General features: G+C 72.0%; 12 protein-coding genes. 6 read left to right on the top strand and 6 right to left on the bottom strand.

Features of this window, described 5'->3' with window-relative positions; genetic code table 11:
• The first annotated feature begins 20 nt into the window (after positions 1-20).
• Positions 21-3,485, top strand: a complete 3,465-nt coding sequence (locus GQR16_RS03945) for an error-prone DNA polymerase (RefSeq protein WP_157413853.1) — start codon at positions 21-23, stop codon at positions 3,483-3,485.
• Between the two features lie 9 nt (positions 3,486-3,494).
• Positions 3,495-4,367 carry a DUF3097 domain-containing protein gene (locus GQR16_RS03940; protein WP_157413852.1) on the top strand — a complete coding sequence of 291 codons (873 nt, stop codon included), beginning with the start codon at positions 3,495-3,497 and terminating at the stop codon, positions 4,365-4,367.
• A gap of 95 nt (positions 4,368-4,462) precedes the next feature.
• Here the strand turns inward: GQR16_RS03940 and GQR16_RS03935 are convergent, their stop codons facing one another.
• Positions 4,463-5,215, bottom strand: a complete 753-nt coding sequence (locus tag GQR16_RS03935; protein ID WP_157413851.1) for an SDR family oxidoreductase — start codon at positions 5,213-5,215, stop codon at positions 4,463-4,465.
• A 217-nt stretch (positions 5,216-5,432) separates the two neighbouring features.
• Here GQR16_RS03935 and GQR16_RS03930 point away from each other — a divergent pair, with 217 nt between their 5' ends.
• Positions 5,433-6,539 carry a VIT1/CCC1 transporter family protein gene (locus GQR16_RS03930; RefSeq protein WP_157413850.1) on the top strand — a complete coding sequence of 369 codons (1,107 nt, stop codon included), beginning with the start codon at positions 5,433-5,435 and terminating at the stop codon, positions 6,537-6,539.
• Positions 6,540-6,578: 39 nt separating this feature from the next.
• Here the strand turns inward: GQR16_RS03930 and GQR16_RS03925 are convergent, their stop codons facing one another.
• From GQR16_RS03925 to GQR16_RS03915, 3 genes are all read right to left on the bottom strand, one after another.
• On the bottom strand, positions 6,579-7,055 hold the full coding sequence (locus GQR16_RS03925; RefSeq protein WP_055857799.1) for an Lrp/AsnC family transcriptional regulator: 477 nt from the start codon (positions 7,053-7,055) through the stop codon (positions 6,579-6,581).
• 116 nt (positions 7,056-7,171) lie between these two features.
• Complete coding sequence (locus GQR16_RS03920; RefSeq protein WP_343032894.1) at positions 7,172-8,551, bottom strand: MFS transporter; 1,380 nt, start codon at positions 8,549-8,551, stop codon at positions 7,172-7,174.
• 55 nt (positions 8,552-8,606) lie between these two features.
• Positions 8,607-10,406 carry a DEAD/DEAH box helicase gene (locus tag GQR16_RS03915; protein ID WP_246200469.1) on the bottom strand — a complete coding sequence of 600 codons (1,800 nt, stop codon included), beginning with the start codon at positions 10,404-10,406 and terminating at the stop codon, positions 8,607-8,609.
• 73 nt (positions 10,407-10,479) lie between these two features.
• Here GQR16_RS03915 and GQR16_RS03910 point away from each other — a divergent pair, with 73 nt between their 5' ends.
• Positions 10,480-11,265, top strand: coding sequence for an SGNH/GDSL hydrolase family protein (locus GQR16_RS03910; protein WP_157413848.1), 786 nt, complete (start codon positions 10,480-10,482; stop codon positions 11,263-11,265).
• Here the strand turns inward: GQR16_RS03910 and GQR16_RS03905 are convergent.
• Together GQR16_RS03905 and GQR16_RS03900 are read right to left on the bottom strand one after the other, a co-directional pair.
• Positions 11,247-12,527, bottom strand: coding sequence for a D-alanyl-D-alanine carboxypeptidase family protein (locus GQR16_RS03905; RefSeq protein ID WP_157413847.1), 1,281 nt, complete (start codon positions 12,525-12,527; stop codon positions 11,247-11,249). The two genes, GQR16_RS03910 and GQR16_RS03905, sit on opposite strands and share 19 nt — an antisense overlap.
• The gene (locus GQR16_RS03900) at positions 12,524-13,381 is read right to left on the bottom strand and encodes a TrmH family RNA methyltransferase (protein WP_157413846.1); all 858 of its coding nucleotides are present in this window, start codon (positions 13,379-13,381) and stop codon (positions 12,524-12,526) included. Before GQR16_RS03900 ends, GQR16_RS03905 begins: the two co-directional genes overlap by 4 nt.
• 79 nt (positions 13,382-13,460) lie before the next feature.
• Here GQR16_RS03900 and GQR16_RS03895 point away from each other — a divergent pair, with 79 nt between their 5' ends.
• Positions 13,461-14,306, top strand: a complete 846-nt coding sequence (locus tag GQR16_RS03895) for an NAD-dependent protein deacetylase (RefSeq protein WP_246200468.1) — start codon at positions 13,461-13,463, stop codon at positions 14,304-14,306.
• A 68-nt stretch (positions 14,307-14,374) separates the two neighbouring features.
• Positions 14,375-14,983 (top strand): histidine phosphatase family protein, encoded by a 609-nt coding sequence (locus GQR16_RS03890; RefSeq protein ID WP_157413844.1) that lies wholly within the window; start codon positions 14,375-14,377, stop codon positions 14,981-14,983.
• Positions 14,984-14,988 lie beyond the last annotated feature (5 nt).

Below are 14,988 nucleotides of genomic sequence, written 5' to 3'. Positions count from 1 at the left end.
ATGACGGGGCGGTGCCGCTGATGGGCTGGAACAATCCGGGCATCCCGTGGTCGGAGCTCGAACGCAAGCTCTCCGATCGGCGGCGACCGGGGGCGCCCGCGCTCATCGCCGACGGCGGCGACGGTCCGGCGTTCAGCCGCAAGCGGCATCCGTACCGCCCTTCCGAGGGCCTCGAGGCGCCGACCGGGCCGGTCGTCCCGTACGCCGAGCTGCACGCGCACTCCACGTACAGCTTCCTCGACGGCGCCTCGGCACCCGAGCAGCTCGTCGAGGAGGCGCACCGACTGGGTCTCACGGGACTCGCGGTCACCGACCACGACGGGTTCTACGGCGTCGTGCGGTTCGCCGAGGCCGCCGAGAGCTTCCCCGAGCTCGAGACCGTCTTCGGCGCCGAGCTCTCGCTCGGCCTCACCGAGCCGCAGATGGGCGCCGCCGACCCCGAGGGCGAGCACCTGCTCGTGCTCGCGAGGCAGCAGGAGGGCTACCACCGTCTCGCGAGCGCGATCACCGAGGGCCAGCTCGCCGGCGGCGAGAAGGGGCGGCCCGTGTACTCGCTCGAGGCGCTCGCCGAGCATTCCGGCGATGAATGGATCATCCCCACCGGATGCCGCAAGGGCATGGTCCGCCGTGCGCTCGCGAGCGTCGGACCCGATGCCGCGTGGCGCGAGCTCGACCGGCTGATCGCCCTCTTCGGGCGCGACCACGTCGTCGTCGAGCTGTTCGACCACGGGCATCCGCTCGACCAGCAGGCCAACGACCAGCTCGCCGCGCTCGCCGAACGCGCGCGCCTGCCGCTGCTCGCGACGAACGCCGTGCACTACGCCACGCCGGGCGAGCACCGGCTCGCGTCGGCGCTCGCCGCGGTGCGCGCCCGGCGCAGCCTCGACGAGCTCGACGGGTGGCTGCCCGCATCCGACGGCCTGCACCTGCGCTCGGGGGCCGAGATGGCCGAGCGGTTCGCCCGCTACCCCGGTGCGGTCGCGCGGTCGGCGACGCTCGCGGCCGAGCTCGGGTTCACGCTGCGCAGCGCCAGGCCGCGGCTGCCGAAGCAGAAGGTCCCAGAGGGGCACACGCCCATGAGCTGGCTGCGCGAGCTCACCTGGCGAGGTGCGGCCGAGCTCTACCCCGGCGTGCCCGAGCACGTGCGCGAACGCCTCGCGCGCGAGCTCGACGTCATCGAGCAGAAGGACTTCCCCGGCTACTTCCTCATCGTGCACGACCTGGTGCACGAGGCCCGGCGGCGGGGCATCCTCTGCCAGGGGCGCGGGTCGGCGGCGAACTCGGCGGTCTGCTACGTGCTGCGCATCACCGCGGTCGACTCGATCTTCTACGACCTGCCGTTCGAGCGGTTCCTCTCGGCGCTCCGCGACGAGGAGCCCGACATCGACGTCGACTTCGACTCCGACCGTCGCGAGGAGATCATCCAGTACGTCTACGAGAAGTACGGGCGCATGAACGCCGCCCAGGTCGCGAACGTCATCAGCTACCGCCCGAAGGCCGCGGTGCGCGACATGGCGAAGGCGCTCGGCTTCTCGACGGGTCAGCAAGACGCCTGGAGCCGGCAGGTCGAGCGCTGGGGCGCGGTCGTGAACACCGATGACCACGACATCCCCGAGCCGGTGGTCGAGCTCGCCTCGCAGCTGCTGAGCTTCCCACGGCACCTCGGCATCCACTCGGGCGGCATGGTGCTCACCGACCGACCGGTCGGCGAGGTGTGCCCCATCGAGCACGCGCGCAAGGAGCGCCGCACGGTGCTCCAATGGGACAAGGACGACTGCGCGTGGATGGGCCTCGTCAAGTTCGACCTGCTGGGCCTCGGCATGCTCGCCGCCCTCCAGTACACGTTCGACCTCGTGCGCGACCACACGGGCGAGACGTGGGAGCTCGCCACCATCCCGAAAGAGGAGGCCGCGGTCTACGACATGCTGTGCCGTGCCGACTCGATCGGCGTGTTCCAGGTCGAGTCCCGCGCGCAGATGGGCACGCTCCCCCGGTTGCAGCCGCGGTGCTTCTACGACCTCGTCGTCGAGATCGCGCTCATCAGGCCCGGCCCGGTGCAGGGCGGTGCCGTGCATCCCTACATCCGCCGTCGAACGGGTGAGGAGAAGATCAGCTACCTGCATCCCAAGCTGGAGCCGGTGCTCGAGCGCACGCTCGGGGTGCCGCTCTTCCAGGAGCAGCTCATGCAGATGGCCGTCGCCGTGGGCAACTGCAGCGCCGCCGATGCCGACCTGCTGCGCCGCGCCATGGGCTCCAAGCGCGGCGTCGAGAAGATCGACCGGCTGCGCGCGAAGCTCTACAAGGGCATGGCCGAGAACGGCATCGAGCCCGAGGTCGCCGACTCCATCTACGCCAAGATCGAGGCGTTCGCGAACTTCGGGTTCGCCGAGAGCCATGCGCTGAGCTTCGGCCTGCTGGTCTACGCGAGCTCGTGGCTGAAGCTGCACCACCCCGCGGCGTTCCTCGCGGCGCTGCTGCGCGCCCAGCCCATGGGCTTCTACTCGCCGCAGACCCTCACGGCCGACGCCCGCCGCCACGGCGTCGAGGTGCGTCGGCCCGACATCCTGCGGTCCGGCGTGCATGCGGGGCTCGAACCGCTCGGTGGCGGTGCTCAGGGCGTGCCGGGCGCATCAGGTGCTGCTGCGGCATCCGGAGCATCGGACGACGGATGCCGCGAGCCGACCGGCATGCCCTCGTGCGCCGACCCCGTGCAGCCGCCCGTCGAGAAGTTCGTGCGCGAGGCACCCGATCGCTCGGCGGAGCACCGGCGCGACGGCGCGTTCGCGGTGCGGCTCGGCCTCGCCGACGTCTCCTCGATCGGCCTCGCCGTGGCCGAGCGCATCGTGGCCGAGCGCGATGCCCGCGGGCCGTACCGCGACATGGCGGATGTCTCCCGCAGGGCAGGTCTCTCGACGGAGCAGCTCGAGGCGCTCGCCGCGGCCGGGGCGTTCGCCGGCTTCCGCCTCGGGCGTCGCCAGGCGCTCTGGCTCGCGGGCGAGGCCGCGCAGGACCGCGAGGAGTTCCTCGAGGGCTCGGTCGTCGTGGTGCAGCCGCCGTTGCTGCCGTTCCTCTCCCCCGCCGAGCAGGTCGTGTACGACCTGTGGGCCACGGGCATCTCGCCCGACGACCACCCGATGCGCCACGTGCGGGAACGCCTCGACGAACGCGGGGTGGTGCGCAGCGACCTGCTGCGCACGACCGAGAACGGCCGGCGCATCGAGATCGCGGGCGTGGTCACGCATCGGCAGCGGCCTGCGACGGCGAGCGGCATCACGTTCATGAACCTCGAAGACGAAGCCGGCACGGTCAACGTGATCGCGAGCGTCGGCGTGTGGCAGCGGTACCGGCGCGTGGCGCGGGAGGCGCCCGCGATGGTCATCCGCGGCATCCTCGAACGCTCCGAGCAAGGGGTCGTGAACCTCGTCGCCGACCGGTTCGAACGGCTCACCGTGTCGGCGCCGCTGCGGTCACGCGACTTCCGTTAGCCTCGTCCGGTGCCGAACCCGACCCACACCTCGAACGGACCCGACCGCTACGGCGACGATGTGCTCGCCGGCGACTGGAAGGCGCGCGGGCGACGCGTGATCCCGACCGTCGAGGCCGAGCGCGATCTCGTCGTCGAGCTCGCGTCCGACGGGTACTGCGGCGCGGTCGTCGCCGTGAACGCGCAGCATGTGACCCTCGAGGACCGCTTCGGCAAGACCCGCATGTTCCCGCTCGGCCACGGGTTCCTCGTCGACGGCGAGGCCGTGCAGCTCGTGCGCCCCAAGCCGAAGGCGCCCGCGGGGCGGCTGCGCACCGCCTCGGGGTCGTTCGCCGTCGACGCGGCGCAGGCGAAGGCGAAGGTCGCGCTGCCGAGCCGCATCTTCGTCGAGGGCCGGCACGACGCCGAGCTCGTCGAGAAGGTGTGGGGTGCCGACCTCCGCGTCGAGGGCGTCGTCGTCGAGTACCTCGAGGGCGTCGACGTGCTCGCCGAGCAACTCGACGACTTCAAGCCCGGCCCCGGGCGTCGCGCCGGGATCCTCGTCGACCACCTCGTGCCCGGCTCGAAGGAGCAGCGCATCGCCGACGCCGTCATGCGCGGGCCGCACCGAGCGAACGTGCTCGTCGTCGGTCACCCGTACATCGACGTCTGGCAGGCCGTGAAGCCTGCGCGCATCGGCCGTGAGGCGTGGCCGGTCATTCCCCGAGGCACCGAGTGGAAGCACGGGGTCTGCGAGGCGTTCGGCTGGCCGCACGCCGAACAGGCCGACATCGCGAGGGCCTGGCAGCGCATCCTGGGCCAGGTGCGCGGGTACGGCGACCTCGAACCCGCGCTGCTGGCGCGCGTCGAGGAGCTCATCGACTTCGTCACGGCGCCGGCCTGAGACATCCGCCGGCCTGAGAGATCCGTCGGCCGACGACATCCGCTCGCCTGCGGCTCCATCTGCCTGCGTTGTTGCATCCGGTCGGCAGGGGCCGCTCAGACCGAGAAGCCCCCGTCGCTCGTGATGAGCTGTCCCGAGATCCATCGGCCATCGTCGGAGAGCAGGAACCGCACGAGCCTCGCCGCGTCCTCCGGCGTGCCGAGGCGCCCGCCCGGCTGATGCGCCGCAAGGGCGGTGCGCGTGGCCTCGTCCATCCACCCGGTGTCGACCGGTCCCGGATTCAGCACGTTCGCCGTGATGCCGAGCGGCGCGAGTTCGCGGGCGGCGGCGATGACGATGCGGTCGAGCGCGCCCTTGCTCGCGCCGTACGGCAGGTTGCCGACGGTGTGATCGCTCGTGAACGCGACGATGCGCCCGCCCGGGCCCGGCGCCTGGCCCGCGAACGCGCGGATCAGCAGCCAGGCGGCGCGCGTGTTGACCGCGAAGTGCCGGTCGAAGCTCTCGACGCTCGTGTCGAGGATGCCGGAGTCCACGCTCTCGGAGTGCGCGAGCACGATCGCGTCGACCGGCCCGAGCCGCTCGTCGATCGACGCGATCAGGCGCTCGGGCGTCTCGGGATCCGCGAGGTCGGCCTCGATTCCGATCGCACGTCGCCCGAGGGCCTCGACCGCCGCCTCCAGCCGCTCGGGGTCGCGCTCGGGGTCCGCGCCGAGCGGGACCCGGCGTTCGTAGGCGCGCCAGAACGTGAATGCGACGTCCCAGCCGTCGCGCGCGAGTGCGAGCACGGTGGCGTGCCCGATGCCGTTCGCACGACCGACACCGGTGACCAGGGCGATGCGAGCACTCATCCGACCATCGTGGCACGTGTCCGCCGGTGTCTCCGCCCTGGACGCGCGCGGCCTGCGCGGCCGGCCGCCGCACCGTTCGGGGATCCGAAATGCTGCCAATCCGGGCGAATCGGCCTCCTGGCCACCCGGCGCGTCGATATCGTGGCAGACGGCCGCACGAGCGGCCACGACGTGATGGAGCGGGGGCGCATCGCGACTCCCGCAGAGGATGCGAACGATGGCCGACTCGAACGAACCCGCCCTGCAGGGCACGCCCGCCGACCGCGCGAAGTGGCGTCGCTACCTCGCCGACGAACGCGCGGAGGCCGCCGTCTACCGCGAGCTCGCGGCGCGCCGCACCGGTGAGGAGCAGCAGATCCTGCTCGCCCTCGCCGCAGCCGAGGGGCGCCACGAGGCGCACTGGCTGGGCCTCCTCGGCGGCGACGAACGAGGCATCCCCCGCGCCGACGTGCGCACGCGGCTGCTCGGCTGGGGTGCGCGCCGGTTCGGCTCGATCTTCGTGCTCGCGCTCGCGCAGCAGGCCGAGGCTCGTTCGCCCTACGCGGCCGACCCGCACGCGACCCCGGCGATGGCCGCCGACGAGCGGATCCACGGCGAGGTGGTGCGCGGCCTCGCGGCGCGCGGGCGCCGCTCGCTCGCAGGGACCTTCCGGGCCGCCGTGTTCGGTGCGAACGACGGCCTCGTCTCGAACCTGGCGCTCGTGCTCGGCATCGGCGCGACGGGGGTCGCGCCGTCGGTCGTGCTCTTCACGGGCGTCGCAGGACTGCTGGCGGGCGCGTTGTCGATGGGAGCGGGCGAGTACGTGTCGGTGCGGTCCCAGCGCGAGCTGCTCGAGGCATCCGCCCCCGACCCGACCACGCGCGAGGCCCTGGTCGACCTCGACGTCAACGCGAACGAGCTCGCCCTCGTCTACCGAGCCCGCGGCATGGACGAGGCAGAGGCGCAGGAGCAGGCCGCGATGCTCGTGGCGCGCGTGCAGGCCGCCGGCGGGGTCACGGCCGGCGCGACCGACGCGCTCGCCGTCGTACCCGACGATGACGAGGCGATCGGCACCGGCCTCTCGGCCGCCGTCTCGAGCTTCCTGTTCTTCGCCTCGGGCGCGCTCATTCCCGTGCTGCCGTGGATCTTCGGCATGAGCGGCGTTGCGGCGACCGTCCTGGCGACCGTGCTCGTGAGCATCGCGCTGCTCGCCACGGGCGCCACCGTCGGCGTGCTCTCGGGAGCGTCGCCGATGAAGCGCGCCCTGCGGCAGCTGGCCATCGGGCTCGGTGCCGCGGCCATCACCTACGCGCTCGGTCTCGCGTTCGGCACCACGATCGGCTGATGCGCGACTCGGCCTCGGCCGGCTCGCCCTGGCTCGACGTCAGCCGACGAGCTTGTTCCAGCCGTCGCCGTCGACGTGCTCGAAGATGAGGTTCGTCTCGGTGTGCGCGACGGCAGGGTGCCCGGTGAGGTGCGCGAGCACGAACTCGCGCAGTTCCTCGGCGTCGCGCGCGGCGACGTGCAGCAGGTAGTCCTCGGCGCCGGCCATGTGGTACACCGACAGCACGCCCGGCAGGTGCGGCACCTGCTGCCGGAACGCGTCGATCTCGGCGCGGTCGTGCTTGACGAGCCGGATCGCGATGAGCGCCTGCAGCGAGACGCCGAGCGAGGCGAGGTCGACCTCGACGCGATAGCCGCGCACGGTGCCGAGGCTCTGCAACCGGCGCAGGCGCAGCGACACGGTCGACTCGGCCACGCCCACCTCGGCGGCGAGGGCCGCGCCCGAGGCGCGGGCGTTCGTGGAGAGCGCCTGGAGCAGCGCGCGGTCGACGCGGTCGAGTTCGGGCTTCTCGGCCATGGGTGGTGCCTCCGTCGGGTCGGGTTGCCGGACCCTTCGCGTGCGGCCCATCCCCGAATCATACGAGGCGCCGCACATCGGCCCGGCCAGATGACGGCCGGACGGCAGGCCGGCCGTTACGACGCGGGCGACGGTGCGGCGTCGCCGATGGGCTCCACCTTCGGGTTCCGGATGCCGAACCACGACACGAGCCCGCCGACCACGAGCATGACGGCGACCGCGAGTGCGGTACGCCGGTACCCCGCCACATCCAGTTGGGATCCGGCGATGACGCTGATGCTCGCGATCGCGACGAGCCCGGCGATGCGCGCGACCGCGTTGTTCACGGCCGAGCCGATCCCGGCGTGCACGGGGTCGACCGCGCCGAGGATCGCCGAGGTCAGCGGCGCGACGGTCATCGCCATGCCCAGGCCGATCACGAGGATGCCGGGAAGGAACTGCCACCAGTAGACGAACGCGTCCTGCACCGCGAGGGTGAGCAGGTACCCGCCGCCCACGATGATCGGGCCGGCCGTCATGAACAGGCGCGGGCCGAGCCGCCCGGCGAGCGCGCCGAAGCGCGAGCCGAGGAGCACGATCATGATCGTCGGCGGCAGGGTCGCGATGCCGGCCATCGTGGCGCTGAACCCGCCGAACTCCTGCAGGAAGATGGTCATCGCGAACGGTCCGAGCGAGAACGACGCGTAGATGAACACGGTGGCGAGGTTGCCGGCCGCGAAGTTGCGTCGGGCGAAGAGGCCCAACGGGAGCATCGGATGCCGCGAGCGCCGCTCCTGCAGCACGAACAGCACGAGCGCGACGAGTCCGACGACGAGGGGCACGGCCACGACGGGCGAGGTCCAGCCGAACCGGCCCTGCTCGATGAGCGCGAACACCGTGCCGGCGAGCCCCACGACGCCGAGGGCGGCCCCGAGCCAGTCGATGCGGGCCGGTTCGGTGCGCGGCTCGTCGCGGCCGAGGGGACGCATCATCACGAGCGCGACGGCGATCGGCAGCACGTTGATCCAGAAGACGAGGCGCCACGTCGCGAGGTCGACGAGGATGCCGCCGAGCAGCGGCCCCACGAAGAACGCCGAGGTCGTCCACGCGGTCCAGCGCCCGATCGCGCGACCCTGATCGGCCGGGGAGAACGTGGCGATGATGAGCGCGAGCGAGCTCGGCACGAGCAGTGCGCCGGCGGCCCCCTGGAGCGCGCGCGAGACGACGAGGAACTCCCCCGTCGGGGCGATCGCGCAGAGCACCGAGGTCGCGGCGAAGCCCCAGAGCCCGATGCGGATGATCCGCAGGCGCCCGAACGAATCGGAGAGCGAACCCGCGAGCAGGATCAGCGACCCCAGCGTCAGCAGGTAGGCGTCGACCGCCCACTGCTGCAGTGCGAGGCCGCCGCCCAGCTCTTCCTCGATCGACGGGAGTGCGACGTTGATGACGGCGCCGTCGAGGAACGCGATGAACGAGACGATGATCGCGACGGTGAGCACGCGCGTGGTGCGGTCCATGTGGGCCATGCTGGCAGACCGCGGGTCGCCCGCGCCTCCCCCGCGCGGGCGCCGCTCAGCTGCGCCCGAGGCGCTTGCGCAGCAGTTCGATGCGGGACTGGAGCTGCGTGACCGTGGCCTGGGCGACCGCCGGGCCGCCGCACACGCGCCGGAGCTCGGCGTGCACGAGCGAATGCGCCTCGCCCGTGTGACGCGCCCAGAGCCCGACGAGGCTGTTGAGCAGCGCGCGCTGCTCCTTCAGCGTGCGGTAGAGGGCGACCGGTTCGGGGTTCTCCTCCTCGGTGACGTGCTTGCGCCGTTCGCCGGCGCGCCGGGACTGCCGTGCCTGACGGTGGCGCAGCAGTTCGGACACCTGCTCGGGTTCGAGCAGCCCCGGAATGCCGATGAAGTCGAACTCCTCGTCGCTGCCGGGCTCGGCGAGCGTGCCGAACTCGGTGCCGTCGTACATGACGCGGTCGAACGAGGCATCGGACTCGATGGCCTGCCAGGTGCCGAGTTCGAGCTCCTCCGATGCGCGCTCCTCGCGGTTCGCCGACTCGAGGAGGCTGTCGTCGAGCCCGTCGTCGTCGGCGTCGTCGCCGCCGCGGCGGTCGAGCGCGTGGTCGCGCTCGAGCTCCATCTGCGAGGCGAGCGCCATCAGGATCGGCACGTTCGGCAGGAACACGGATGCCGTCTCGCCACGCCTGCGGGCGCGCACGAAGCGGCCGATGGCCTGCGCGAAGAACAACGGCGTCGAACTGCTCGTGGCGTACACGCCGACCGCGAGCCGGGGCACGTCGACGCCCTCGGACACCATGCGCACGGCGACCATCCACCGACGCGTGTTGCCCGAGAACTCCTCGATGCGCGCGCTCGCCTCCTTCTCGTCGGAGAGCACGACCGTGACGGGCTCGCCGCAGATCTCCTCGAGCGTCTTCGCGTAGGCGCGGGCGACGGTCTGGTCGGTCGCGATGACGAGCCCGCCGGCGTCGGGGATGCCGTGGCGCACCTCGGTGAGGCGCCGGTCGGCGGCCGCGAGCACGGCGGGGATCCACTCGCCGGTCGGTTCGAGCGCCGTGCGCCAGGCCGAGGAGGTGATGTCCTTCGTGTTGTCTTCGCCGAGCCTGGCCTCCATCTCGTCGCCGGCCTTGGTGCGCCAGCGCATGTGGCCGGCGTAGACCATGAAGAGCACCGGGCGCACGACGCCGTCGGCGAGAGCGCGCCCGTAGCCGTAGGCGTAGTCGGTCTGCGAGAGGCGCACGCCGTGGGCGTCTTGCTCGTACTGCACGAACGGGATCGGCGCGGTGTCGGAGCGGAACGGGGTACCGGTGAGCGAGAGGCGCTTGGTCGCGGGTTCGAACGCCTCGCGGATCGCGTCGCCCCACGAGAGCGCATCGCCGCCATGGTGCACCTCGTCGAGGATCACGAGGGTCCGGCCGGAGACCGTGAGTTCGCGATGCAGCGCCGGACGCATGGCGACCTGCGCATAGGTCACGGCCACGCCGTGGAAGTGGCGGGCGATGCTGCCGTGGGCGTTGCGGAACCCGGGGTCGAGCCGGATGCCGGCGCGGGCCGCGGCATCCGCCCACTGGCGCTTGAGGTGGTCGGTGGGGGCCACGACCGTGATGCGGTCGATGATGCGCCGGGAACGGAGCTCGGCCGCGAGACGCAGCGCGAACGTGGTCTTGCCGGCGCCCGGCGTCGCGGCGGCGAGGAAGTCGCGCGGAAGTTCGGCGAGGTACTGTTCGAGGGCCTCGGCCTGCCAGGCCCGAAGCTTGCTCGCCGTGCCCCAGGCCGCGCGCTCGGGGAACGACGGGGAGAGGTGTTCGGCGGCCGAGGTGCCCGATTGGGCTCCGGAAGGGGTCGCTGTGCTCACTGGATTCGAGGGTAGTCGAGGCCGCCGACATCCCCGAATTCGACGCACGGGGCGAGGTTGGCAGAATAGGGGCATGGTCACGCAGCAGCACCCCTGGTCAAGGTACGTCGCGATCGGCGACTCGTTCACCGAGGGCATCGGCGACCCCGAGCCCGGCGTTCCCGGCGGCAACCGCGGCTGGGCCGACCGCGTCGCCGAGGAGCTGAGTCAGGGCACCGAGGACTTCGCCTACGCGAACCTCGCCGTGCGCGGCAAGCTCATCCGCCAGATCATCGACGAGCAGCTCGAGCCCGCGCTCGCGCTGCGACCCGACCTGATCACCATCTCGGCGGGCGGCAACGACGTGATCCGCCCCGGCACCGACCCCGACGAGATCGCCGCGCGATTCGAGTACGCGGTCGACCGGCTCTCGCGCGACCACGCCACCATCGTGATCTTCACGGGCGTCGACGTCGGGTTCTCGCCGGTGTTCCGCAGCCTCCGCGGCAAGGTCGCGATCTACAACGAGAACCTCCGCATCGTCGCCAAGAAGTACGACTGCATCGTCGCCGACCAGTGGGCCCTCACCGAGATCCAGGACCAGCGCATGTGGGCGCCCGACCGCCTGCACCTGAACTCGCTCGGGCACCACACCGTCGCGCGAATGGTGCTCGAGGCGCTCAACGTCGAGAACTCGCTCGAGCCGTCGAACCCCGAGCCGGTTCCGGGTTCGACGTGGCGCCAGGCCAGGGTCGAAGACCTGTCGTGGGCGCGCGAGTACCTCGTGCCGTGGGTGCTGCGCCGCGTGCGCCACCAGTCGTCCGGCGACTTCATCACGGCGAAGCGGCCGGATGCCGGGCCCTACTCCGTGCCGGACTGAGCCGTCTGCTCGTCGAGCGCGCCGGGGTTGGTGAGCCGCCACCACGCACCGGGGTCGCTGAGCGTCGCGTCGAGCACGAGCGGCACCATGATCTCCTGGCTTCCGGCGCGCACGATCGCGGTGCCGACCTCGTCGCCTCGCACGGCGAGCGTGATGGGATCGGCGTTCACCTCGACGTCGACGGGCGTGTCGTTCCACACCACGAGCGACGCTCCCGATGCGGCGCGGGCCCTCGCGGTCTCGCCCCACGGCGTGTCGTACTCGGCGAGCACCTGGTTGGCCTCGAGCGGCGCGACCTCGTGGAACCCCGGAACGACCGAGTCCAGCATGGCGGCGATGGCCGCATCGATGATGTCGTGGGTCTCGCCGCCGAGCAGCACGCCGACGACGGTCACGGTCGACGAGCCGACCGCGTAGTCGGCCGTGAACAGCAGGTTGGCCGCGTCATCCGTGGTGCCGGTTTTCATGCCGTCGATGCCGTGGGTGCCGAGCAGCTTGTTCGAGTTCGTGAGCGTGCCGAGCTCGGGGATCTCGACGCTCTTCGACGCGACGATCGCGGCGATCGTCGGGTCTTCGAGCGCGATCTCGCCGAGCTTCACCATGTCGGCGGCGGTGCCCACGTTGTCGTCGGAGATGCCGCTGGAGTCGACGACATGCGTGTTCGCGAGCCCGTGCTCCGCGAGCCAGGCGTTGGCCTTCTCGGCCAGCGCGGCCTCGGAGCCGAACGCCCAGTTCGAGATCGAGATGCCGTAGTTGTTGCCAGACGGGATGAGCAGCGCCTCGAGGCTCTCCTTCAGCGAGAGGGTCGCGCCGGCCTCGACCGGGGCGACCGAGCCGTTCTGGGCGACCATGTCCCAGTAGATGTCGACGTCGGCATCGGTGTAGGCGATGTCGGGCCCGTTCTCGCCGGCCGGGATCGGATGCTCCGAGAGCACCGTGAGCGCCGTGATGACCTTCGTGATGCTCGCGAGCGCCATCGGCGTCTGGTCGTTGCCCGCAGCGAGCAGGCCGTCGAAGCCGACCGCACCGACCGCGTAGGCGCCGAAGCCGGGCAACACGAGCGCTTGGGCCGCGGCCACGACAGGAGCCGGGTCCTCGACCTGCGGGGTCGCGGTCGGGATCGGTGCGCCGAGGGCGTTCGAGGTGTAGACGCCCGCCGTGGTCAGCAGGCCGAGCAGCACGGCGAGGGTCGTGAATACGGCGATGCGCCGCCGGCGGTAGACCTTCGCATCCGGTCGCGGCTTCGCGGGTGCCTCCGTCACGCCTCGCCTCCTCGGTCGGGCAGGGCGGATGCCGCGTCGGCCGCGAGTGCAGGGCCCGCGGGGAGCGCGTAGAGCACGACCGCGGCCGCGGCAGCGACGTTCAGCGAGTCGACGCCGTGCGCCATCGGGATGCGCACGACCTCGTCGGCCGCCTCGAGGACGGTGCGGCTGAGCCCGTCGCCCTCGGCGCCGAACACGAGCGCGAGCCGCTCGGGCGCATCGGCGGCGAGCTGCTGCAGCGAGATCGAGCGGTCGGAGAGCGCCAGCGCGGCGATCGTGAAGCCGGCGTCGTGCAGCAGGCCGACCGCGTCGCCCCAGTCGGGCAGTCGGGTCCACGGCACCTGGAAGACCGTGCCCATGCTCACGCGCACACTGCGGCGGTAGAGCGGGTCGGCGCACCGCGGGGTCACGAGCACGGCGTCGGCGCCGAGCGCGGCGACCGACCGGAAGATCGCGCCGACGTTCGTGTGGTCGACGATGTCCTCGAGCACCACGACGCGACGCGCCGTCGCGAGCAGTTCGGCCGGATCGGGCAGCTCGGGGCGCTCGAACGCGGCGAGGGCGCCGCGGTGCACGCGATAGCCGGTGATCGCCTCGAGCTGGTCGGCGTCGGCGAGATGCACGGGCACGTCGAAGGGCTCGAGCGCGGCTTCGAGACCCGCGAGCCACTTCTCCTCCATGAGCACCGAGCGCGGTCGGTGGCCGGCGCGGATCGCGCGCAGGATGACCTTCGCGGACTCGGCGATGTACAGGCCGTTCGCGGGCTCGTGCGCGCTGCGCAGCGAGACATCCGTCAGATTCGCATAGTCTGCGACGCTGTCGGATGCCGCATCGCGGACTCGTTCGATGTGCATGGTTCTTCCAGCCTGCCAGTCCCCGAAACAAACCCGAAAACCGACGCGAATAGAATCAGACGATTCGAAGGGAGAACCGGTGACATCCGACCTCGAAATCCCCGTTCGCGGCGACGCGACGCTCGACCGAGCCATCGACGTGCTCCGCGGGTCGCGCCTCGCGGTGCTCACCGGCGCGGGCCTCAGCACCGACTCGGGCATCCCCGACTACCGCGGCGAGGGGGCACCTGTGCGCACGCCCATGACCTTCCAGGCGTTCCTCGCCTCCGAGGCCGCCCGCAAGCGCTACTGGGCCGGCAGTCATCTCGGCTGGCGCGCCTTCGGCACCGCGCGTCCGAACACGGGGCATCGAGCCCTCGCCGAGCTCGAGGCCGCCGGCATCGTGAACGGCCTCGTCACCCAGAACGTCGACGGGCTGCACCGCAAGGCGGGCAGTCGTCGCGTCGTCGAGCTCCACGGCGGCATGGACCGCGTCCTGTGCCTCACCTGCGGGCAGCAGTTCGCCCGCGAGGCGATCGCCGACCGCCTCGCGTCGCTCAACCCCGGCCTCGAGCTCGAGGGCGCGATCCGCGCGAACCCCGACGGCGACGTCGACGTCGAAGACGCGGCGTCGCTCGTGATCCCCGAGTGCACGGTGTGCGGCGGCATCCTCAAGCCCGACGTGGTCTTCTTCGGCGAGTTCGTGCCGGTCGAGGTCTTCGACGCGGCGGCCTCGATCGTGCGCGGATCCGACGTGCTGCTCGTCGCCGGTTCGTCGCTCGTCGTGAACTCGGGCATGCGGCTCATCGAGCTCGCGCGCCGGCGGCGCATGCCCATCGTGGTCGTGAATCGCGGCATCACGAAGGGCGACAGCCGGGCGGCCGTGAAGGTCGACGCAGGCACGAGCGAGACGCTCGCCGCCTTCGCCGAGGCGCTCATCGCCTGACGCTCGCCGCGGTCGCCCCGGTCCGTGACGCGCGGTCGGCGACCCGCTCGGTCTGCCAGAGTGTGGGGATGACGCTTGCCGCCCTCCCCCGCACCTCGCCGACCAGACTCGCCCTCGTCCGTCATGGCGAGACCGACTGGAACGCGGCGCGCCGCATCCAGGGCGCCACCGACATCCCCCTGAACGACGCGGGGCGCGCGCAGGCGGTCGACGCGGCATCCCGACTCCACGACGTCCCGTGGAGCGGGATCTACGCGAGCACCCTCTCGCGAGCAGCGGAGACGGCGCAGATCATCGCCGCCGAGCTGGGCCTGGCCGAGCCGGTGCCGGTCGCGTCGCTCGCGGAGCGCAGTTACGGGGTGCTCGAGGGACTCGACCACGGCGGGCGCGCGGCCGTCGAGGCTCAGGCGGCGACGATCGACGGCCTCGAGCCGAGATCGGCGGTGATCGCCAGGGCCAGGGCCGCGCTCCTCGAGATCGCGGCCGCGCATCCGGGCGGGGACGTCATCGTGGTGACGCACGGCGGCGTGATCCACGCGCTCATGCTCGACCTCAGCGACTGGACCTTCCCGACGCCCGACTACGTGATCGGCAACGGCTCGGTGCACGACGTGATCGTCGACGGCGCCGAGTTGACCCTCGTGCTGCCGGGCGCCGCCACGGGCACCGCGGGCTGACGCCG

The sequence above is a fragment of the Agromyces allii genome (assembly GCF_009749385.1).
In the GTDB taxonomy this organism is placed as follows: domain Bacteria; phylum Actinomycetota; class Actinomycetes; order Actinomycetales; family Microbacteriaceae; genus Agromyces; species Agromyces allii.
This window is presented reverse-complemented; position numbering and strand designations above follow the sequence as displayed.